Genomic DNA, 22124 nt, shown 5'->3' with positions numbered 1-22124 from the left:
GAAATTAATGATGTAAAGATTAATTTTTGCTATTATATTTGTAATTTCGAATAAGGTAGGAATAGCAATGAGTAATTTGAAACATTCAATTGATTTTATTAAAGAAATAGAGAAATTAAAGGCAGTAAGAAGATTTAATAGAACTCTTGATGGCAGATTTGAAAATAGTGCCGAGCATTCCTGGCAGGGTGCCATAGCTGCGATGGTTCTTCAAGATTATTATCCTGAAAAATTGGATATGGAAAAAGTCACTTCTATGTTATTGATTCATGATTTAGGTGAGATTTATGCCGGTGATACTTGGGTGTTTGATGATGAAAAAAAGCTTCATTCTCATGATAGAGAACGAGCATCTATAGAAAAAACAATGAGCCTCCTTCCAGAAGAGAAATATTTGAATATGAAAAATTTGTGGTTGGAATTTGAAAAAGGGCAGAGTTCTGAAGCAAGATATGCAAGAGTTATCGACGCCTTGGTACCGCTGATAAATCACTTGGAAGTGTCAGAATTCAATTATAATCCTGATAATATCAGTGCAGACATGGTATTAGATAAGAAAAAGTTCGTAAAAAGTGAATCAGAAGAATTATGGAAACTGACGGAAGAGTTAATTCAGGAAAGTGTGGAAAAGGGCTTATATTTTTAATAGCAATTGGCCCAATAGAAGATAGATTTTTAACTGGAGAATGGAAATAAACTTGTCACAACTGAAATTGGAATAAGGAAATTGATACAGTAAAATACAAAGAAAGCCTTGGAATAAGCTGTTTCCAAGGCTTTTTATCTATCTATCTATCTATAGATACAAGGAAAAAGTTGTTAGAGTAGATGATTTTTATTAGATACCCTTGTTTTGTATAACATTAAATTATATGTTATTAAAGACAGATTGTGTTGAGTATTGAATTATACAAAAATTACTAATGTACTGAGATTTTTGCATTTGATTATACTGTAGAGAATATTAGTCAAATAAAATTGTTTTGTTTTCACTAATGCATTTCTTATTATCATCCCAATAGTTAATACTTTCAAAGCTTCCTTTTCTTAAATAAAGCGGTAGCCTTTTTCTTATTTCATCTTGCATTGGTATTTTATCAATATCTTTTAGATTCCACCATTTTGGCTCACCTTCAGCAGATGTGCTTAGTTCACCAGTAAACTGAGTACATAAAAAGTCATAGAAGACAAATCTCTCATTACCAATTGAATTAGTAAAACCTGAAATTCCTTTTAATTCAAGATTTAATGCAGTAAGTCCAGTTTCTTCCTTAAGTTCCCGTAATGCAGCTTCAAAAAAACTTTCAGGGAATTCAACTTTTCCGCCCGGTGGAATCCAGCCAGGAAAATTATCGTGCTGTCTATTAAGTAATAAAATTTCTTGATTTTTCAAAACGCAAATATTAACCCAGTTTTTGATTTTTTCAGTCATATGATCAACCTCCAACAATTATTTTTTCATATGCAAGATTATATGTCAAGAACTATATGCTATTTATGATTATGATATCTCAGCCAAAGATTGATAATTTTTACTCAATAGTTGATTAACTCTCAGAAGAGACTTCAATCAAGAACTTTAGAAGAAAAGTGTTGAGAGGTTGGATATAAAAGAAAGTAAGCAAATCAGCCTCGCCTTAAATTAGCCCTACAGGATTATTTATAGAAGGCAAGGACGTGTCAATTCAGCACGTCTTTTTTTACTTTTTCTATGGTATAATAGAAGGTAGATTTATTAATTGGAGTATGAAGAACTTATGATTAAATTAGTAGCAACGGATATGGACGGTACTTTTTTGGATGGTGCCGGTCAATTCGATATGGAGCGTCTGAAAAAGTTGCTCCATTCTTATCAAGAAAAAGGAATCTACTTTGCTGTTGCCTCTGGTCGTGGGCTTTTGTCACTTGAAAAGCATTTTGCGGATGTTAAAGATGAGATTATTTTCATTGCTGAAAATGGGAGTCTCGTTCGTTTCCATGGAGAGGACCTCTATGAAGCAACCATGCCTCGTGATTTTTACCTATCAACATTTGAAAAGCTAAAGACTTCACCATATTTTGATGAGAAAAAGATGCTCTTGACTGGTAAAGAGGCTTGCTATGTCTTAGATACAGTAGATGAAACCTATCTAATGTTTAGTCATCATTACAATGAAAATATCAAAAAAGTAGCCAGTCTTGAAGAGATTACCGATGAGATTTTCAAATTCACAACTAACTTCACTGAAGAAACGGTTGACGCTGGAGAATCTTGGGTCAATGAACATGTTCCTGGGGTCAAGGCTATGACGACAGGCTTTGAATCCATTGATATCGTTTTAGACCATGTTGATAAGGGAGTCGCTATTGTCGAATTGGCTAAGAAATTAAATCTGGATATGGATCAAGTGATGGCCTTTGGTGATAATCTAAATGATCTTCACATGATGCAAGTCGTTGGGCATCCAGTAGCACCTGAAAATGCTCGTCCAGAGATTTTAGAACTTGCTGAAACAATTATTGGACACCACAAGGACCAATCAGTTATTGCTTATATGGAGGAATTGTAATGGCAGATATTAAATTAATTGCTTTGGACTTAGATGGAACCTTGTTGACGACAGACAAGAAATTGACGGATCGTACCAAGGCAACTTTAAAGGCTGCGCGTGATCAGGGAGTCAAAGTGGTATTGACAACTGGACGTCCCCTTAAGGCCATGGATTTCTTCCTCAAAGAGCTTGGAACAGAGGGCCATGATGATGAGTATACTATCACATTTAATGGTGGATTGGTTCAGAAAAATACGGGTGAAATCCTTGATAAGACAGTTTTTTCGATTGATGATGTGACACGCATTTATGAGGAAACTGAAAAACTAGGCATTCCTTTAGACGCTATTTCAGAAGGTACCGTTTACCAAATCCAATCAGATCAAGAAAGTCTGTATGCTAAATTTAATCCTGCTCTGACTTTTGTTCCAATTGACTTTGAAGATTTGTCTAGTCAAATGACTTATAATAAATGTGTGACAGCTTTTGCCCAAGAACCGCTGGATGCAGCAATTGCTAACATTTCATCAGACTTGTTTAACAATTATGAAATTTTTAAATCTCGCGACATGCTTTTGGAATGGTCACCAAAGAACGTTCATAAGGCTACTGGATTAGCTAAATTGATTGACCACCTAGGAATTGACCAAAGTCAGGTGATGGCATGTGGAGATGAGGCCAATGACCTTTCTATGATAGAATGGGCAGGACTAGGTGTTGCTATGCAAAATGCTGTGCCTGAGGTCAAGGAAGTTGCAAATGTAGTCACCCCTATGACCAATGACGAGGAAGCTGTTGCCTGGGCCATTGAAAAATATGTACTGAAGGAGAACTAAAGTATGGGATTATTTGACCGTTTATTTGGTAGAAAAGAAGAACCAAAAATCGAAGAAGTTGTTAAAGAAGCTTTGGAAAACTTGGATCTGACAGAACCTGGCGAGGAAGTTGAAGCACTTGGAACTGAAGAAGTTGAAGTGAAAAATACTGAGGAAATCGACCAAAGTTCAGAAGTTGAGGAAACTTATTCTAAAGAAGCTAGTGAGTCGGAAGAACCAGTAGCAGAAACTACTACAGAAACAGTTGAACCAATAGCAACCCCTCAGGAAGAAGAGACTCGGTTTGAAGAGGAAACTGAGTGTCACTGTTGTCAGGAAGAGTCAGAGTCAACAGAAGTTGAAGAAACTGAAGCCAGCTCTCAAGAAGTAGTGGAGTTTGTTGCAGAAGAACCTGAGTCACCAGTCGAAGAAGTACCTTCAAGTGATAGTGACGAGGAAGAATCTGATCAAGTTCAACCAGACGAAACGGAAGCAGACACTTCTCAAGAAGTGGAAGAAGATCTAGTAATCGAAGAAATTTCTCAAGTTCAAGAGACTGTACAGGAAAAATATGACCGTAGTCTCAAGAAAACTCGTACGGGATTTGGTGCTCGTTTGAATGCCTTCTTTGCTAACTTCCGCTCTGTTGATGAAGAATTCTTCGAAGAACTAGAAGAACTCTTAATCATGAGTGACGTTGGTGTACAGGTAGCTTCAAATCTTACTGAAGAATTGCGCTATGAAGCCAAGCTTGAAAATGCTAAGAAACCTGATGCCCTCCGTCGTGTCATCATCGAAAAATTGGTAGAGTTGTATGAGAAGGATGGACAATACAATGAAAGCATTAACTTCCAAGATGGTTTGACAGTTATGCTCTTTGTAGGTGTTAATGGTGTCGGAAAAACAACATCTATTGGTAAGCTTGCTCACCGTTACAAACAAGCTGGCAAGAAAGTCATGCTGGTTGCTGCAGATACCTTCCGTGCTGGTGCAGTTGCTCAGTTAGCGGAATGGGGTCGCCGTGTAGATGTTCCTGTGGTTACTGGGCCTGAAAAAGCTGATCCTGCCAGTGTGGTCTTTGATGGGATGGAACGTGCAGTAGCAGAAGGTGTTGATATTTTGATGATTGATACAGCTGGCCGTTTACAAAACAAGGAAAACTTAATGGCTGAGTTGGAAAAGATTGGTCGTATCATCAAACGTGTCGTACCAGAAGCGCCTCATGAAACCTTCCTAGCTCTGGATGCCTCAACAGGTCAAAATGCTCTTGTACAAGCCAAAGAGTTCTCAAAAATTACTCCTGTTACAGGAATTGTCTTAACCAAAATTGATGGAACTGCCCGAGGTGGTGTCGTTCTTGCTATCCGTGAAGAACTGAATATTCCTGTTAAGTTGATTGGATTTGGTGAAAAAATCGATGATATCGGTGAGTTTAACTCAGAAAACTTTATGAAGGGCCTTCTAGAAGGTTTGATATAAAAGAAAATCCTGCAAGAATTCTTGCAGGATTGTTTTTGATTATTCTAAACGACCATCTTTACGATAGGCGATATCTGGTTGCCAAGTCCACTCAGCTCCGTATTTTTCTAGTAAATCAAAGCTAGCTTGAGGTCCCATGCTACCAGCTTTGTAGTCATGGAGTGGAGCACCGTTTTCAGCCCAAAGATTTTCAATACGGTCAATCAATTTCCATGAGGCACTCACTTCATCCCAATGGCTAAAGTTAGTTGAATTATTGTTCAAAACATCATAGATAAGTTTTTCATAGGGATCTGGCGAAGCACCTGTTGCAGTCGCATCTGTTCGATAGTCAAGAGAATTTGGCGCAAGGCTAAACTCTTCACCCACCTTCTTACCGTTAAGGCTAAGAGAGAATCCTTCAGTTGGTTGGATATAGATAGTAAGAACATTTGGCGCTAGAGGTTCACCAAAAATGGAATCCATCTGTTTGAAGACAATGTTTACGTGTGTTCCTTTTTCAGTTAGGCGTTTACCTGTACGGAAGAAGAAAGGTACACCACGGAAGCGATCAGTATTTACAAAGAAGGCACCTGAAGCAAAGGTTTCTGTCATAGATTCAGGGTTAACATTTGGTTCACTACGGTAAGAGATGTATTTCATGCCATCAACTTTACCAGAACGATATTGACCACGGATGAATTGTTCTTTAAGTTCCTCATCTGTAGGGTGGTAAAGATTTTTAAAGACTTTGATTTTCTCTGCGCGAATGTCATCCTTGGTAAAGCTTGCTGGCTTGTCCATAGCAAGGAGTGACAGAAGTTGGAGGGTATGGTTTTGAACCATGTCTCGAAGGGCACCAGACTCATCATAGTAGCCACCACGTTCTTCAACACCGAGACGCTCTGCAAATGTAATCTGAACATTATCGATGTGCTCACGATTCCAAACATTTTCAAAAATCATATTGGCAAAGCGAATGGCAAAAATACTTTGAATCATTTCTTTACCGAGATAGTGGTCGATACGATAGATTTGCTCTTCGTTAAAAGTAGCTAGGAGTTCTTCATTTAGTTTGCTTGCAGTCTCATAGTCTGTTCCAAAAGGTTTCTCAACGATCAAACGTTCAAAGCCTTTACCATCAACAATTTGCTCTGATTTGAGGTGTTTGGCGATGGTACCAAAGAACTGAGGTGCCATTGAGAGGAAGAAGAGTTTGTTGTGCTCAGTCTGATATTTTTCGTTTAATTCAGCTTGAAGCTTGCGTAATTCGATATAGTGCTCAGTGTCATTAACATCGTGGCTTTGATAGTAAAAATGACTCGCAAATGCTTGAGCTTCTTCCACACTATCTGCCAAGTCTAAAATAGATTCGACAACGACAGATTCGAAATACTCCTTACTCCAAGGTCTACGAGCAGTACCAATAACAGCAAAATGATCAGAAAGATTACCTGATTTATAAAGTCTAAAAAGTGAAGGGTAGAGCTTACGTTTGGCCAAATCCCCACTTGCACCGAAAATTGTAACAATAACTTTTGATGACATCTAGCTACCTAATTTCTATTTTGTTTCCTAGTCAAGCTAGGTATGGGAAAACCCCATTTTCATACCCTTTATTTTATCATAATTTTCTAAAAAATCCAAAAATCCAATACAAGTAAGAAAAAACTGCAAGGTTTCCCTTGCAGTTTTTTAAGCGTTGAGAACCTTGTCCAAAAATTCTTTAAGACGCGGATGTTGTGGGTTATCAAAGATTTGGTCAGGTGTACCGTCCTCAAGGAATTCACCATCTGCAGTAAAGATAACTCGATTGGCAACCTTGCGAGCAAATCCCATTTCGTGGGTTACGATGATCATGGTCATGCCTTGTTCGGCCAATTCCTTCATAACGTTAAGAACGTCTCCAACCATCTCAGGGTCGAGGGCAGAAGTTGGTTCGTCAAAGAGCATGATATCAGGGTTCATGGCTAGACCGCGAGCGATAGCCACACGCTGTTTTTGACCACCTGATAGGCTTTCAGGATTTGCATTAGCCTTATCAGCGAGTCCAACTTTTTCAAGAAGTTCCATTCCCAATTTTTCAGCTTCGGCCTTAGTCATCAACTTATGCTCTACTGGTGCGAAAGTGATATTTTCCAATACCGTCATGTGTGGGAAAAGATTGAAGTGCTGGAACACCATTCCGATATTTTCACGAACGTGGTCCACGTTGGTTGCTTTATCCGTCAAATCATAGCCATTAACTGTGATATGACCTTTTGTACCTTCCTCAAGGAGATTCAAGCTACGCAAGAAAGTTGATTTACCTGAACCAGAAGGTCCAATGATACAAACAACATCTCCTTCATAGAATTTTGCTGAAATTCCTTTAAGGACTTTGTTTTTACCATATTGCTTATGTAAATTATCGACATCGATTTTTAATTTAGCCATTATTGAATCCTCTTTTCTAAGCGTTTTGCAAGTCTAGTAAGAAGAGTGATAATCACAAGATAGAAGACTGCGAGAATTGCATACATTTTGAAACTTTGGTAGTTACGAGCAATGATAATCTTACCAGTCTGGAAGAGTTCGACCAAACCGATTGCAGATACGATAGTTGTATCTTTAAGTGCGATAACAAATTGGTTGACGAAGTTTGGAAGCATAAGTTTGGTTGCTTGTGGCAAGACAATCTTACGCATGGTTTTACTGTATGAGATACCAAGGCTTCGACTAGCTTCCATTTGTCCGATAGGAACTGCCTTAATACCACCACGAACAATTTCAGCGATATAAGCGGCTGAGTTTAGGGAGAGGGCGATTGTACCAGCGACAAAGTCATTGATTGGACTCTGTTGGCCTGTAAGGGATTCGATAAAGTTAGGAACTCCCCAGAAGATAAAGGCAGCAAGAATCATCAATGGAATACCACGAATCACATCGACAAAGATTTCTGAAATAAGACGAAGTGATTTATAAGGACTAACGCTAAACATACCAAAGATAATCCCGATAACAATCGCAATTGCAAAGGAAATCAAAGCTAGAGAAAGGGTAATTCCAAGTCCGCTGAGGAGTTGTTTGTAGTTGTTTTTCAACAAGCCCAAGATAGTAGTTTCGTCAACAGTTGATGATTCACTTGTTGAATCAGTTGCAAGGTATTTATCAAGAATCTTTTGGAATTCACCACTTGCTTTAAGATTTGCAAGACCATTGTTGAACATTTCAATCAATTCAGGATTGCTTCCCTTTTTAACTGCAAAAGCAGTTTCACCGATTGGAGTACCTTCGATTGGTGTTTTTAATTTTTGCCCTTGACTGATAGAGTATTTAAGAACTGGTTCGTCATCCATCACAGCGTCAATTGAACCAGTGTTCAAGCTATCATACATAGATGAACCGTCTGCAAAGGTTTTAATTTTATAACCATATTGGCTTTGATTTTCAGTTAGGAAGGTTTGAGAAGCAGTACCGTTTTTAACACCAACGGTTTTACCCTTCAAATCTTCATAAGAAGAAATGGTACTTGATTCCTTAACTCCAAGAATAGTATTAGCTGTATAGTAAGAATCAGAGAAATCAAAGGTTTCTTTACGAGCGTCTGTAACAGACATACCAGCAATCATACCATCAGCTTGACCAGATTGAACCGCGTTAATAGCAGCGTCAAAACCTGAGTTGGTGATTTCAATTTCAAAACCTTGGTCTTCGGCAATAGCCTTGATCAAGTCCATATCAATACCAGTGTACTGGTTGCTTGAGTTTTGGAAAACAAATGGTGCAAATGAAGAATCACTTGCGATAACGTATTTTGATTTGACTGGAGTAGCTTTTTGACCTGCGCTTGTAGTAGAAGTGAGAGAAGTTACTTGTGAACTAGTTTTAGAAGAACTTGTCCATTTATTGATAATTTTGTCCAAGCTACCATCTTTTTTCATCTGGGCTAAAGCTTCGTTAAATTCTGTAACTAGGTATTCGTACTTGCTACCTTTTTTAACTCCAAAAGCAAAGCTTCCAACGGCTTCTCCGTCCATGTTGATACTGAGATCTTGCCCTTGGTTAATAGCGTACTCGATGACTGGTTTGTCATCCATGATGGCATTTACAGCACCTGTACTGAGACTGTTATTCATCAAATCACCAGTATCAAAGGTTTTGATAGTGAAACCATATTTATCTTTGATACTTTCTAGGAAACGTTGTGCGGCAGTACCGTTTTTAACACCAACAGTTTTACCACTGAGTTCTTCATACTTAGTGATTTTGTTAGACTTAGTCGTTGCGATGACAACTTTTGTATCATAGTATGTATCAGACATGGTAAAGACGTTTTCACGTTCTTTGGTTTTTGTCATACCAGCCATGATTGCATCTGCTTGCCCTGCTTGGACCGCATTGACAGCAGCATCAAATCCTGGATAAGACATTTGGATATTCCATCCTTTTATCTCAGCGACTTTATTGATGATGTCGACATCAATTCCTTTATAAGTCTGGTCTGTATCTTTAAACTCAAAGGGTGCATAAGCAGTATCACTAACAATCTTGATAGTGTCCGCATTAACATAGCCTAAAGAGAATAAGGGAAATAAAAATAATAAAAATGCAAGGATTTTTTTCTTCATGTTTAGTCTCCTTTTTAGAATATTTACCCATTATAGCAGAAAATAAAAAAGTTGGCAAATATTTAGCATTTTGATGTGAGAAGATGTGACATGTAGTTTCTTGTAATACTGATTTTTTTGATGTAAAATTAAAAGAAGCCGAACACATAATGATGAGTTCGGCTTGTTCTATATAATAGGAATGATTAGCTTGACTTGTGCACCATTATTGCTATTTTCTAAGTGCATAGTTCCATTATGAAGTTTCATGACACGTTTGACGAAAGATAAACCAAGTCCATAGTGACTTTCTTGAGAGGGAGTTCTTGCTTGGTCATCTTTATAGAAAAGATTTCCAGCATTTTGTAATATGTTTTTTGAAAAACTAGATTGGTTATTCCATATAGTTAGAACTAATTGACTATTTTCTTGTGAAATTGTTAGGTGGATTTGTGCATCATTTTCTTTTTGATGTTGTATTGCATTATTAATAATATTTGTGATTGCTCGGAAAAATAGATTGGAATGAATTGTGATTTGTGTCGATGGATTTATTGTGTTTGTAAATACAAAGTGTGTATTTCTAGGAACTAAAGGTGTGATATGTTCCTTTAATTGATGAGTTACTTGTTGAATTGAGATCTTTTCAAGTTGAATATCATGGTCATAAAAAGTTTTGGAGTATTGGATGAAGTGGTTGAAATAATCGTTTAACTGAATACTTGCTTGCTCCAGATCTTTTAGACATTCCATTACTTGGGGTGTTTGTTTGGTAGATTGTAGGAATTCAGCATTTCCTCTTATGACAGTTAGAGGAGTTCGAAGATCATGCGCAGCGCTAGATACTTGAAACATGAGTTCTTTTTTTTGTTCTTTTTCATTTTCAATCCTATTTTTTATATCAGATTGCATTTTTTCTATTAGATCATTTGTTTCAATAAACTCTTTAATCTGTAAATGCTGATTTTCATTTTTTGTGAAATATAGACCACTATGATAAACCATGTTCATTTCTTTTTGAATCTTGGTTAATAATTGTCGAATATTTGTTACAATGATAAGAATTAAAATGATGCAAAGATAAATCCAAGAACTGACGCTAAAAAATAAAGCAAAGAGATTGGCATTTTTCTCATTGATTCCAGATACAGAAGATAGAAGAGCGGGAAGTATGTAGAAAAGTATAAGACATAGAAGAAATTGCCTAATGATTTTAAGGTAGGTATGCTGAATGAGTTGTTTGATTGTCATTTCTTTTGCCATTTGTATCCTCCTCCCCAAACCGTTTTGATAGGATCAATTTGATAAGCCTTAAACTTTTGTCTGATTTGATAGATGTATTCGGTGATTGAACGTAGCTGTACATCAGAGCTTACAGGATAGAGGTAATCGTAAAGTTCATCTGCGCTAAATATTCGGTTCTCATTTTTAGCTAAAAGGTAAAGTAAATCAAATTCTCGCTTAGTTAGAGAAATGCTTTTTGATTGATAATAAACCTCTTGACTATCTCGATAAAAAGTTATATCTGAAATCAATTCTTCTTTAGAGGTTTGGCACAATCTTTCCTCTCTACGAAGATGCATTTGAATTCTTGCAATCAATTCCTTTATGCTAAATGGTTTTGTGATGTAATCATCTGCTCCAGCTTGTATCCCCTTTAGTAAATCTTCTTCAAAATCTTTAGCAGTTAGAAACAGGATTGGAGTAGTAATTTGTGAACGAATGGAGTGACAAATCTCTAAACCAGAAATAGGCATCATGACATCAAGTAAAATCAGATCGAATCCAGTAAAGTCACAAATATCGATCTCTTCTATATTTGACCGAGTTTCTACGTTAAAATTGTTTGCTTCTAATGCATTTCCAATTAATCGTAAGATTTTTTCATCATCGTCAATTGCTAAAATTTTATACTTCATAATCCCTCCAATTACTTGTGTATATTATAGCAAACATAGAAAGTAATTTGTTAGAAATGAAAAAATAATTATAAAAATGTTTATTCTGATTTTTTTCTGATATTCTCCTGATATACTTGCTCCAAGTGAAGGTGAAATTTCACAAAAAGTCAGAAGGGAAAAAGAATGAATGATAACAATTCAAAATCTACATAAGGAATATAATAATAAAATTGTCCTTCAAAACGTGTCTTTCAAAGCTAAGAAAGGTGAAGTCACTGGTTTGATTGGACCAAACGGTTCTGGGAAATCAACTTTGATCAGAATTTTACTCGGTTTAGAAAATAGTCAGACGGGAATGGCATTGATCAATGGCAAAAAATACTCTCAATTGGGAGATAATCCTTTTTGTGTTGTTGGATCATTCCTCGATAGTTGCCAACCTTATCCAACAAGAACAGGATTTCAGCATCTTCGGTGGATTAGCTTGGCTTGTGGTGTTGATAGAAATAGGTGTAACGAATGTTTAGAATTGGTAGGGTTAAGTGAAGCTAAAAATAAAAAAGTAAAAGACTATTCATTAGGAATGAAGCAACGTCTTGGTTTAGCAACAGCCTTATTAGCAAATCCTGACATTTTAATTTTAGATGAGCCAATCAATGGACTAGATCCAGAAGGTATACGCTGGGTACGTAATTTTTTACAATCTTTTGTCAGTGAAGGTAAAACTGTATTAATGACAAGTCATTATATGAGTGAGTTAGAATTAACTGTAGATCATTTGGTTGGTATTTCTAATGGGAAGATCGTTATTGATGGTCCTACCAAAGACATTTTGAAACAGTTTGGCTCTTTTGAGGAAGCATATTTTAAGGCACTCGAAGGGAAAGAAGGTGAATAATATGTTGAAGCGTTCCTTTTTTAGTGACCTTTATAAATATAGTAGTTTACCTACTTTTAAATTTACTTTTTTTCTTATTTTGGGAGTCAGCATATTTTTTACAATTCAAAATATCCAGGTGATAAATGCTTTAGTGGAAGGAAATAGCCAAGCAGTTAATCTTGATCCGTCTATGTTATCATCGAATCCAGTCTATACAGTCAGGGATGCTCTCTTATCCTCCCCCTACCAAGCAAGTGTTATTTTCTTGCCAATCTTGGTTTCACTTGTTTATTCAGCACATTATCAATTTGGTGATGATAATTTTACTCAGTTATTGATTCCTAACTGGAAAGTTGGTCTTACTGGTTTTATTGCTAGTTCGATTGTCCTATCGTTACTTTCTACTTTAATAATTTCTATAGTAAATGCTGTTATCTTACTCATTTTTCTAGATTCAACTTTAAAGAATTATATAGAATTGACTTTGTTCTTAGATGTTACGGTAAGAGTTATGATATTTGCAATCGTTCTTACTTTATTAGCTTTACTTTTCGTAATAGTAACGAAAAAATCAATGACTTCATTAATTGCAGATGTTTTATTATTGGTAATCAGTTTATCAGGTATTCTAAGAGGAATTTCCTCTAAAATAGAAAATCTATTGCCTTTGATTGGAGCAAAGTCATTTGCTTTTGGCCGAGTTGAAGGGACTCAAACGAGCCAATTGTATGGATTTATTCTTTTAGTAGTTGAAGGTGTTGTATTCTTAGTATTGATAATTGTTGTAGAAAAGATGCGAATGGGGAGGAAGAATGGCAAGAATATTTATCAGTCTTATCGTCAAAAAATATAGCTTAAAACCCGTAAAGTACCAGATAGCTATACAGTCGCTTCTGATAGGTTTTGTGTGCCTACTAAGTGTGTTACCAGTTGCAATCAATGGTAGAATTGTAGAATTATCTTTAAAGCAAGCTCTTGTTTTTACATCAATGCTCTCTGTTAGTATTGGGTGTGTTAATGCATTTGTAGACTTACAATCACACGAAACAAAACTAGTTTATTTGGTTAGTGGAAAAAAGATCTTAAGTTCAATGAGGATCCTGTTCGTAGAGTTATGTGATGTGTTACTACAATCAACTTTATATTTCATTGTACTGCATATATGGTTTCATTTTTTAAGTAGCGAAAATGGTGTCGGTTTAGAAATTTTCAGTTTCTATTTGATTGGCTCCATCCAATACTTTTTAATTTCTTACTTTTTAAGTTATTTTTTCAAAAGTCCAATGAGTAGTTTAGCTATTTTGTTGCTATTTCCTATTTTGTTACAACCTTTCATAGAAAGAGTAGTGGAACCAATGACTAGTTATCTATTTTACAATATTATTGCGGATACAATACTAGGGAGAGCTTCCTATTTGCAACTATGTGTTTATGCTATGGAATTGATGTTTTCACTTGGAGCCACTCTTTACCTTTTGATAAGGAATCAAGAAGTTAAGTAGTAAAGTAGTCTCATAAAAATGATGCTGATGAACAAGCTTTGCTACTTCTGTAAGTCATTGATGTTGATGTTTATTACGTATTGCATTGTTTCAAATAAAAGACAAGACTTTCGAAGTAATATCGAGAGTCTTGTTTAGTTTTTACTTCTAATATGAGTCCATTTAATTATATTGTCATTTAAACATGTACTGATTTACGGGATTATTTTGTTACTTCTTGTATTTCCCTTTTATTCCCCAACTCAGAGAATTCTGGTGATTTATGGTAAAATAAGGTATATATATGTGAGGACAAAGAGATGATCAATAGAATTACAGACAACAAATTTAAACTTGTATCCAAATACCAACCATCTGGCGACCAACCGCAGGCCATTGAACAGTTGGTGGATAACATTGAGGGTGGAGAAAAGGCTCAAATCCTGATGGGGGCGACTGGTACAGGAAAGACCTATACCATGAGTCAGGTGATTTCCAAAGTTAATAAACCAACCCTAGTCATCGCCCACAATAAGACCCTAGCAGGCCAGCTCTATGGGGAGTTTAAGGAATTTTTCCCTGAGAATGCCGTCGAGTACTTCGTGTCCTATTACGATTACTACCAGCCAGAAGCCTATGTTCCCTCTAGTGATACTTATATCGAAAAAGATAGTTCAGTCAACGATGAGATTGATAAACTTCGTCACTCCGCTACATCAGCGCTCTTGGAGCGTAACGATGTCATCGTTGTAGCATCTGTATCTTGTATTTATGGTTTGGGTTCCCCTAAAGAATATGCTGACAGCGTGGTAAGTTTACGCCCAGGACTTGAAATTTCTCGTGATAAACTCCTGAATGAATTGGTCGATATTCAATTTGAACGTAACGACATTGATTTCCAACGGGGAAGATTCCGTGTACGTGGGGATGTGGTGGAGATTTTCCCAGCATCTCGTGACGAGCATGCCTTTCGTGTTGAGTTCTTCGGAGATGAGATTGATCGCATCCGGGAGGTTGAAGCTTTAACTGGTCAAGTCCTCGGTGAAGTGGACCATTTGGCGATTTTCCCAGCCACTCACTTTGTGACCAATGACGACCATATGGAAGTAGCCATTGCTAAGATTCAGGCTGAGTTGGAGGAGCAGTTAGCTATCTTTGAAAAAGAAGGCAAACTCCTTGAAGCGCAACGCTTGAAACAACGGACAGAGTACGATATCGAGATGCTACGTGAGATGGGTTATACCAATGGTGTCGAAAACTACTCACGTCACATGGATGGACGAAGCGAAGGAGAGCCTCCTTATACACTTCTTGATTTCTTCCCAGATGATTTCCTGATTATGATTGACGAGAGTCATATGACTATGGGGCAGATCAAAGGAATGTATAATGGAGACCGTTCACGTAAGGAAATGTTGGTTAACTACGGTTTCCGTTTGCCGTCTGCCTTGGATAACCGTCCCCTTCGTCGTGAAGAGTTTGAAAGTCATGTCCACCAGATTGTCTATGTTTCAGCGACGCCAGGTGATTACGAAATGGAACAAACGGACACTGTTATTGAGCAAATTATTCGTCCGACGGGTCTTTTGGATCCAGAAGTGGAAGTGCGCCCAACCATGGGACAGATTGATGATTTGCTTGGTGAAATCAATGCCCGTGTTGAAAAGAATGAACGCACCTTTATCACAACCTTGACCAAGAAAATGGCAGAAGACTTGACAGACTACTTCAAGGAAATGGGGATCAAGGTCAAGTACATGCACTCGGATATCAAGACTTTAGAGCGGACAGAGATTATCCGAGATTTACGATTAGGAGTCTTTGATGTCTTGGTTGGAATCAATCTCCTTCGTGAAGGGATTGACGTTCCTGAAGTAAGTCTGGTTGCAATTCTCGATGCCGATAAGGAAGGCTTCCTCCGAAATGAACGTGGTCTGATCCAAACCATCGGTCGTGCAGCCCGTAATAGTGAAGGTCATGTCATTATGTATGCGGACACCATAACTCAGTCTATGCAAAAAGCCATTGATGAAACAGCTCGTCGTCGTAAAATTCAGATGGCCTATAATGAAGAACACGGCATTGTCCCACAAACTATTAAGAAGGAAATCCGAGACCTTATCTCTGTCACAAAAACTGTGGCTAAAGAAGAGGACAAGGAAGTCGATATCAATAGCCTCAATAAACAAGAACGCAAAGAACTAGTCAAGAAACTGGAAAAACAAATGCAAGAAGCCGTCGAAGTGCTTGATTTCGAGTTAGCTGCTCAAATCCGTGACATGATGTTGGAAGTCAAGGCGTTGGATTAGATAGGGGAAGTATGAAATGGAAAAGTTAAATTATTTTACAGGTGAATTTAGTAAACCCGGATTAGAGAATTATTTTGATTTCTTGAATGAAGAAAAACTGGAATACGAACTTGAAAATTTTATTAATCAATATCTAAATTTATCTGAAGAAGAACAATTGAAATATACTGAAACTGTTCTTTATCTATGTAGTAATTTTTTAGAGAAAATTGATAAAACTATCCAGAAGAAGATTTTAGAAACAATAAATAAAATACTATCAACAAAAATACTATCAACAAAAATACAAATATATAGTTGGGCTGATATATCTTATTATTTAGATACTCTTTATTTATATTTATTTGAAATCGAAAGATATGAAGAATATTCTAAACTGTTTGAAAATGATAGTTATTTCTTTAAAATCCTTGATTTAATATTAAAAGAAAATTTAGAGGAAGGAGAATTCTTTTCTTCAGAATTACTTTCAGTTTTTGTTCAACTATTTAGACAAAATAGTTTACCAGAAGAAAGAAGAATCTATTTTCAGAGGAAATATGAATCATTTATCAACTTTTTATTTGAAAATAATTGTTTTGAGGATACTCTATATTGGTATTTTCAATCAGATGAGCGTGTTTCACTTTTTCAATTTGAGCATTTAAAGTTAATAAATAACTATTTCATGGAGAATCCTCAATCTGGAGATGTTGATGACTACCTATATTTTGTATCTAGGCATTTTGATGATATAATTAAAGATTCAATAGAAGTTATTCGAAAGATAGCAGAAGAAAATGATTCCGATATTATCCGCAACCAAGCAATTAAGTTAATTGAGAAGTATGATAATGATTATTTAAATGAGAAAAGTGATCCAGAATCTATTTCGTCATTAGATGCTGAACAACTTTTAGAACAAGCGGATAAGATTATATACTATATACGTTCTAAATTGACTGTTGATGCAACTGAGTTGAAAGAAATAGGTTCCTTTGGACATTATACTAGGATTGACACATTAACAAATTATCTTATAAAAGCAGACTGGAAAAATGAAAATAATTCTGAAATTCAACCTCCATTTTTACGACTTACTAATCTAAAACAGTTAAACGATCCGATGGAAGGAAGAGTAATATATGATTATTTGGGTATAGATAATACGTTTTTCAAACAATATCAAACTTCCAATGTTTTTATATCTTCTCTAACCACGGTATCTGATAGTTTACCTATGTGGAAAGAATACGCAGATTCATCTCAGGGAGCATTTCTTGAATATGATCTGTCTTATCTTGAAGATATAGTTGCTCATAAATCGATTGAGTTTGTTAAAGTTCATTATTTAGATTTAATGTCAGAGAATAAAGATGAAACAGATGTTGGTAAATATCTTGATGATTTAAAACATCTATTTGAAAAATTGCAGGATCTTAAAGCTGAAAAAGAATTGATAAGTTTTGCTGAGAAATTGAAGAAGATTTCTTACCTTTTCAAAGTTAAAGACTATGAGTATGAAATGGAGTATCGTATTTTAATTAATTTAGATGATACAGCTATACAAAATATTATTAAAAGAGATGCTAATGATTCATCAAATGAGAAGTACTTTAAGAAAGAAGAAATTGGGTTAGAAGTTTTTGATAAAGTTAACTATAATGATTTTAGGAAGTATATTGTATTAAGTCCGAAAGATAATGGTAGATATGATTTATTTGTATACATCAATCTACTACCTTTGAAATACTCAAAAGTAATTCTGGGTCCAAAGGTTACGGATGCAGACTATATTGCTCCTTATCTAAAACTTGCTAATCCTGAAATAGAGATTGAAAGTTCAAAAATTCCTTATCGGGGAGCTTAGAGATTTACATTTTTTAAAATTTTGTTGAAGAATGAGTAATTCCACTCTTGAGTAAAAAATGAAAAAGAACAAAAGAAAGTCAAATACAAAAAAGAATCTATCAAGTAAAGAAAGTTTTCATCTTTGGCTAGATTCTCATAAATTTTTAGGATTCTTCTTGATCCTCGGTCTTATCCTAGCAATAGGACTAAGTTTGAATCTAATTTTTGAAAGTCTTCCTATTCCGTCTCCATACAGAGATATCAACTATAGTTTTCCAATATATATAAATCTTTTTTGTCTGGTGTATCGATTATTTGACTATTGGTTCCTAGACTTGTCTAAGACAAGGATGACAATAAAAAGATATGCAGATTTATTTATCTATCTTAATAGTATCGGTTTAGTAGTCCATCTCTTTATTGGAATTGGCGGGAAAAATAGTAAAGGAATTTTGCCGTCTCTCTTGTCCCTAGATCACCGTTACATTTGGTTTCCAATAGCAACTTATCTGATCTTTTTCAGTTTGGCATGTATTATAACTATAGCGATGAAATATATTGAAAAGAAAAGGAGTCAATCATGATGAAACATCTAACTGTATTTAGGTTTATTTATCTTTTGTGCCTAGTATTTGTACTGATTCATTTTATCTTAGGCCTCTTTGGTTTAGCCTTTACACCAGTCTTGTGGAATCTCTGGTTCTTTGGTCTTTGCTTGACCTTATTTATCCAACCATGGACCATCTTTTATAAAACGAGAATTTTTCAGTGGCATCATCTAATTTTTCAGACTCTCAGCGGCTTCATTGCACTCTTGATCTGGTTTATGACATTTTTCTTCTTTTCCATTGTCCCAGATTCATCTATGCCTATCAATATAGACTATCAGGTGAATAGTAAAGAAAAGGAAATTAGAATCATTAGAGGATCTTTGCTCCATGAAATTCATGAATATCACGACTTGATTAATCCTTTGATTATGAAGTCTAAAGTTAAGTATGTAGAAAATTAAACATTAGAAAGTGAGTCTATGTATGTCTCGTGCACAATTAACGATTTTAACCAATATTTGCTTGATTGAAGACCTTGAAAAGCAGCGCGTGGTTATGCAGTATCGATCGCCTGAAACCAATCGCTGGTCTGGCTATGCTTTCCCAGGAGGTCATGTTGAAAATGGAGAAGCATTCGCTGAATCTGTCATTCGTGAGATATACGAGGAGACAGGTCTGACGATAAAAAATCCTCAACTGGTCGGTATAAAGAATTGGCCTTTAGACTCAGGTGAGCGCTACATTGTCTTTTGTTATAAAGCGACTGAGTTCACTGGTACTCTCCAATCATCTGAAGAAGGAGAAGTGTCCTGGGTGCAAAAAGACCAGATTCCAAATTTGGATCTGGCCTATGATATGCTACCCTTGATGGAGATGATGGAAGCTCCTGATAAATCAGAATTTTTTTACCGTCACCGTACAGAAGATGGATGGGAAAAGAAAACCTTCTAATCCTTTACTAAATAACCAAACTTATCCAAGGCCTTCTCGATATAGAGGAGGTCTTGTTCATTTTCAGCTTCGACTAGGTGATAATGGACGCCATCTGTTAATTCAGAAAGTGGTCTAAAATCAGACCTTTCGACTTGCTCTAAAAAATGCTGAACGTCCCGGCGACAAGAGAGTTTGAGCAAGGTTTCAATTTCTCCGTAGACAGGATGATCAATCAAGGTATTCTGAACACGTCCCCCATTATCGACGATAGCTAGAAGTTCTTGACCAATTTCTTCCATCTCGTGCTTAACTTTAAACAGTTTGTGAACATAAGGATTGGTCTTGCTTTCTTTATAAATATAGCCGCGATTGGTTGATAAGATCGGAGCACCATCAGCACGTAGAACAGCAATGTCCTGAACGATAATCTGACGGGTTACATGAAAACGGTCTGCTAATGTTTGACCATTTAGAGGTTTTTGAGACTCCTTTAACAGTTGTAAAAGTGCTTCTTTTCGATTTTTTGTCATATTCTTCTCTCTTAACGCTTAACGGCGTTTTCTCAATGCTTTATAAACAGCCAAGGCTAAGTAATAGTCTACCATACTATGGATAATAGTACCAAATCCAACTAATACAAACAAGACATAGAACATATTTTTTAAGTCAGTTCCAGTACTAGCATAAAAAATCATACAAGCCAAAACTTCAGCAATTGCATGAACTAAACCAAGTACAAAATTGAAAATCAATGAAGATTTCTTATTGTCCAAGGTTTGAGGATGTTTTTGAAGATAGAAAGCACCCAGACTTCCAAAGAATATGTGGGAAAAGGCGCGAAGTACAATGACAATCGGATACCCAGCCATGAGAAATCCTAAACTAGAAGCTATAATAACAAAGATAGCCATCCATGGCGAGAGAAACATAGCGATAAAAATTGCAACGTGACTTCCTAAAGTGTAGGAAGCGGGAGGAATGACAATTTTAAAGGGCATCACCAAAGGAATCAAAATAGCGATAGCTGTTAGTAATGCGGTCAAGGTCATGAATTGTGTTTTCTTTTGTGTATTCATAATAACTCCTTTTAACTGTATATACTGTTGTATAGTACAATAAAAAATCAAACAAGTCAAGAACTAAAATTGATTTTTGATGAGATTATCTTGAAATAAGGTTAAAAAATAAATAAATTTTTTAAAAAATAAGAAAAAAACTCTTGCACTAAACAAAGTAGTATGGTATACTTATATACGGTTTGAAAAAACTGCCTAAGACAGTAGGGGAGTTCGACTCATAAATATCCTACCGAGGACAAAACGTATCATGTAAAAAGAAGCGTATTGTACTTTCGTGTCTAGGTTTGGGCGCGTTTTTCTTTTGGAAAAATTCCCCAAGCAAAATAATTACGGAGGTGAACACACTAATGAGTGAAGCAATTATTGCTAAAAAAGCGGAACTAGTTGACGTAGTAGCTGAAAAAATGAAAGCTGCTGCATCAATCGTCGTTGTAGACGCTCGTGGTTTGACAGTTGAACAAGATACAGTTCTTCGTCGTGAGCTTCGTGGAAGCGAAGTTGAGTATAAAGTTATTAAAAACTCAATCTTACGTCGTGCAGCTGAAAAAGCTGGACTTGCAGAACTTGCATCTGTATTTGTTGGACCATCTGCTGTAGCATTTTCTAACGAAGATGTTATCGCTCCAGCGAAAATCTTGAACGACTTTGCTAAAAACGCTGACGCACTTGAAATCAAAGGTGGTGCAATCGAAGGCGCTGTCGCATCAAAAGAAGAAATCGTTGCTCTTGCAACTCTTCCAAACCGCGAAGGACTTCTTTCTATGCTCCTTTCTGTACTTCAAGCGCCAGTGCGCAACGTTGCTCTTGCAGTCAAAGCGGTTGCAGACAACAAAGAAGACGCAGCTTAATCTTAAGCTACGCAGCGTAGCCTAGCTACAAAAATATAAACATAAAATATAAACTTATTTGGAGGAAATAACAATGGCATTGAACATTGAAAACATTATTGCTGAAATTAAAGAAGCTTCAATCCTTGAATTGAACGACCTTGTAAAAGCTATCGAAGAAGAATTTGGTGTAACTGCAGCTGCTCCTGTAGCTGTAGCTGCTGCTGGTGGTGCTGAAGAAGCTGCTAAAGATTCATTTGACGTTGAATTGACAGCTGCAGGCGACAAGAAAGTCGGCGTTATCAAAGTTGTACGTGAAATCACAGGTCTTGGTCTTAAAGAAGCTAAAGAACTTGTTGATGGTGCACCAGGTGTCATCAAAGAAGGCGTTGCAGCTGCAGAAGCTGAAGAAATCAAAGCTAAATTGGAAGAAGCTGGAGCTTCAGTTACTCTTAAATAATCAATACAAGATTGTTTAAGGCTGAAAGCCTAGTATTATAGCCTTTTCGCTCTTGCAAAAGGTGATAAAAAGGGAGTTGTTTCAATTGAAACACCCCCATAGACACCCCCACAAATATTTGTGGGGGTGTTGTTTTATCGATAGAAAAAATCATCTTAGCAATATTCTTACTAAGATGATTTTTTTATACATCAAAACCTCTTAAACGAGCTGTTTTAATTTCTTCGCTATTGGTTCTATAATATTCTTCCTCCCTAATTTCACTTTCGATAAATTGCTCTTCTTCATACATCTGAAAGGCTAGCAAAGCAAATGATTTAGAAAGTTCATTAAGATACCCTTTACTATTATTTATCGCATTTGTAATAGCAGTAGCCAGGTGAGGAAATTTTTGAAAAGCTAAAGCTCCCATTTGTAAAGCTGTTCTGATTTGAGTTAATTTTTCAATATTTTTGTAATGGATAGAATTCTTATCCCTCA

At 36.2% G+C, this 22124-nt stretch carries 22 protein-coding genes and 1 other annotated feature; of the genes, 13 read left to right on the top strand and 9 right to left on the bottom strand.

The features are described from left to right. Window positions 1–67: 67 nt before the first annotated feature. Window positions 68–646 (top strand): HD domain-containing protein, encoded by a 579-nt coding sequence (locus HMPREF1116_RS07295; protein WP_000067281.1) that lies wholly within the window; start codon window positions 68–70, stop codon window positions 644–646. A 318-nt stretch (window positions 647–964) separates the two neighbouring features. Here HMPREF1116_RS07295 and HMPREF1116_RS07290 read toward each other — a convergent pair whose 3' ends face one another. Then, window positions 965–1432 (bottom strand): 8-oxo-dGTP diphosphatase, encoded by a 468-nt coding sequence (locus tag HMPREF1116_RS07290; RefSeq protein ID WP_000136624.1) that lies wholly within the window; start codon window positions 1430–1432, stop codon window positions 965–967. A gap of 325 nt (window positions 1433–1757) precedes the next feature. Here HMPREF1116_RS07290 and HMPREF1116_RS07285 point away from each other — a divergent pair, with 325 nt between their 5' ends. From HMPREF1116_RS07285 to ftsY, 3 genes are read left to right on the top strand one after another with little or no spacing between them, the layout of a single operon-like run. Continuing rightward, window positions 1758–2549 (top strand): Cof-type HAD-IIB family hydrolase, encoded by a 792-nt coding sequence (locus tag HMPREF1116_RS07285; RefSeq protein ID WP_000594105.1) that lies wholly within the window; start codon window positions 1758–1760, stop codon window positions 2547–2549. Beyond that, window positions 2549–3367, top strand: a complete 819-nt coding sequence (locus HMPREF1116_RS07280; RefSeq protein ID WP_000763410.1) for a Cof-type HAD-IIB family hydrolase — start codon at window positions 2549–2551, stop codon at window positions 3365–3367. The genes HMPREF1116_RS07285 and HMPREF1116_RS07280 overlap by 1 nt, the downstream gene beginning before the upstream one ends. Window positions 3368–3370: 3 nt before the next feature. Then, on the top strand, window positions 3371–4825 hold the full coding sequence (gene ftsY / locus HMPREF1116_RS07275; RefSeq protein ID WP_000522349.1) for a signal recognition particle-docking protein FtsY: 1455 nt from the start codon (window positions 3371–3373) through the stop codon (window positions 4823–4825). A gap of 39 nt (window positions 4826–4864) precedes the next feature. Here the strand turns inward: ftsY and zwf are convergent, their stop codons facing one another. The 5 genes from zwf to HMPREF1116_RS07250 form a co-directional block, all read right to left on the bottom strand. Beyond that, window positions 4865–6352: a glucose-6-phosphate dehydrogenase gene (zwf, locus tag HMPREF1116_RS07270; RefSeq protein WP_000096095.1), complete on the bottom strand. Its 1488-nt coding sequence runs from the start codon at window positions 6350–6352 to the stop codon at window positions 4865–4867. Window positions 6353–6499: 147 nt separating this feature from the next. Further along, window positions 6500–7240 (bottom strand): amino acid ABC transporter ATP-binding protein, encoded by a 741-nt coding sequence (locus HMPREF1116_RS07265; RefSeq protein WP_001096308.1) that lies wholly within the window; start codon window positions 7238–7240, stop codon window positions 6500–6502. After that, the gene (locus HMPREF1116_RS07260; protein WP_000726979.1) at window positions 7240–9414 is read right to left on the bottom strand and encodes an ABC transporter substrate-binding protein/permease; all 2175 of its coding nucleotides are present in this window, start codon (window positions 9412–9414) and stop codon (window positions 7240–7242) included. The genes HMPREF1116_RS07265 and HMPREF1116_RS07260 overlap by 1 nt, the downstream gene beginning before the upstream one ends. 168 nt (window positions 9415–9582) lie before the next feature. Continuing rightward, window positions 9583–10656, bottom strand: coding sequence for a sensor histidine kinase (locus HMPREF1116_RS07255; protein WP_001040757.1), 1074 nt, complete (start codon window positions 10654–10656; stop codon window positions 9583–9585). Beyond that, window positions 10641–11312: a response regulator transcription factor gene (locus HMPREF1116_RS07250; RefSeq protein ID WP_000875576.1), complete on the bottom strand. Its 672-nt coding sequence runs from the start codon at window positions 11310–11312 to the stop codon at window positions 10641–10643. The genes HMPREF1116_RS07255 and HMPREF1116_RS07250 overlap by 16 nt, the downstream gene beginning before the upstream one ends. Window positions 11313–11481: 169 nt before the next feature. Between HMPREF1116_RS07250 and HMPREF1116_RS07245 the strand changes: the two genes are divergently transcribed. The 7 genes from HMPREF1116_RS07245 (at window position 11482) to HMPREF1116_RS07215 (ending at window position 19296) form a co-directional block, all read left to right on the top strand. After that, the gene (locus HMPREF1116_RS07245; RefSeq protein WP_000628615.1) at window positions 11482–12192 is read left to right on the top strand and encodes an ABC transporter ATP-binding protein; all 711 of its coding nucleotides are present in this window, start codon (window positions 11482–11484) and stop codon (window positions 12190–12192) included. 1 nt (window position 12193) lies between these two features. Then, the gene (locus HMPREF1116_RS07240; RefSeq protein ID WP_000920001.1) at window positions 12194–13027 is read left to right on the top strand and encodes a hypothetical protein; all 834 of its coding nucleotides are present in this window, start codon (window positions 12194–12196) and stop codon (window positions 13025–13027) included. Beyond that, window positions 12987–13676 carry a hypothetical protein gene (locus HMPREF1116_RS07235; RefSeq protein ID WP_000090974.1) on the top strand — a complete coding sequence of 230 codons (690 nt, stop codon included), beginning with the start codon at window positions 12987–12989 and terminating at the stop codon, window positions 13674–13676. The genes HMPREF1116_RS07240 and HMPREF1116_RS07235 overlap by 41 nt, the downstream gene beginning before the upstream one ends. A gap of 299 nt (window positions 13677–13975) precedes the next feature. Further along, the gene (gene uvrB, locus HMPREF1116_RS07230) at window positions 13976–15964 is read left to right on the top strand and encodes an excinuclease ABC subunit UvrB (RefSeq protein ID WP_000610411.1); all 1989 of its coding nucleotides are present in this window, start codon (window positions 13976–13978) and stop codon (window positions 15962–15964) included. Between the two features lie 16 nt (window positions 15965–15980). Continuing rightward, a complete protein-coding gene (locus tag HMPREF1116_RS07225) occupies window positions 15981–17813 on the top strand; it encodes a DUF2971 domain-containing protein (RefSeq protein WP_000413447.1) in 1833 nt (610 codons plus the stop codon). Window positions 17814–18374: 561 nt separating this feature from the next. Next, entirely contained in the window at window positions 18375–18806 is a 432-nt protein-coding gene (locus tag HMPREF1116_RS07220; protein ID WP_000975444.1) for a hypothetical protein, read from the top strand. Window positions 18807–18828: 22 nt separating this feature from the next. After that, window positions 18829–19296, top strand: coding sequence for an 8-oxo-dGTP diphosphatase (locus HMPREF1116_RS07215; protein ID WP_000085595.1), 468 nt, complete (start codon window positions 18829–18831; stop codon window positions 19294–19296). Here HMPREF1116_RS07215 and HMPREF1116_RS07210 read toward each other — a convergent pair. After that, window positions 19293–19808 (bottom strand): transcription repressor NadR, encoded by a 516-nt coding sequence (locus tag HMPREF1116_RS07210; protein ID WP_000164964.1) that lies wholly within the window; start codon window positions 19806–19808, stop codon window positions 19293–19295. The two genes, HMPREF1116_RS07215 and HMPREF1116_RS07210, sit on opposite strands and share 4 nt — an antisense overlap. 18 nt (window positions 19809–19826) lie before the next feature. Continuing rightward, on the bottom strand, window positions 19827–20354 hold the full coding sequence (locus HMPREF1116_RS07205) for an ECF transporter S component (RefSeq protein ID WP_001095969.1): 528 nt from the start codon (window positions 20352–20354) through the stop codon (window positions 19827–19829). A gap of 176 nt (window positions 20355–20530) precedes the next feature. Next, window positions 20531–20666 (top strand) — a sequence feature (ribosomal protein L10 leader region). A 38-nt stretch (window positions 20667–20704) separates the two neighbouring features. Here HMPREF1116_RS07205 and rplJ point away from each other — a divergent pair. Beyond that, window positions 20705–21205, top strand: coding sequence for a 50S ribosomal protein L10 (gene rplJ, locus HMPREF1116_RS07200; RefSeq protein WP_001287269.1), 501 nt, complete (start codon window positions 20705–20707; stop codon window positions 21203–21205). 73 nt (window positions 21206–21278) lie between these two features. Then, entirely contained in the window at window positions 21279–21644 is a 366-nt protein-coding gene (rplL, locus tag HMPREF1116_RS07195; RefSeq protein WP_001196968.1) for a 50S ribosomal protein L7/L12, read from the top strand. A gap of 184 nt (window positions 21645–21828) precedes the next feature. Here rplL and HMPREF1116_RS12260 read toward each other — a convergent pair. Continuing rightward, the coding region (locus HMPREF1116_RS12260; RefSeq protein WP_000304910.1) for a hypothetical protein at window positions 21829–22124 on the bottom strand (296 nt) is incomplete at its 5' end.

This window comes from Streptococcus sp. SK140 (assembly GCF_000259525.1).
Taxonomy (GTDB): Bacteria; Bacillota; Bacilli; order Lactobacillales; family Streptococcaceae; genus Streptococcus.
The sequence above is the reverse complement of the archived record's forward strand: the minus strand, read 5'-3'. Positions and strand labels throughout refer to the sequence as shown.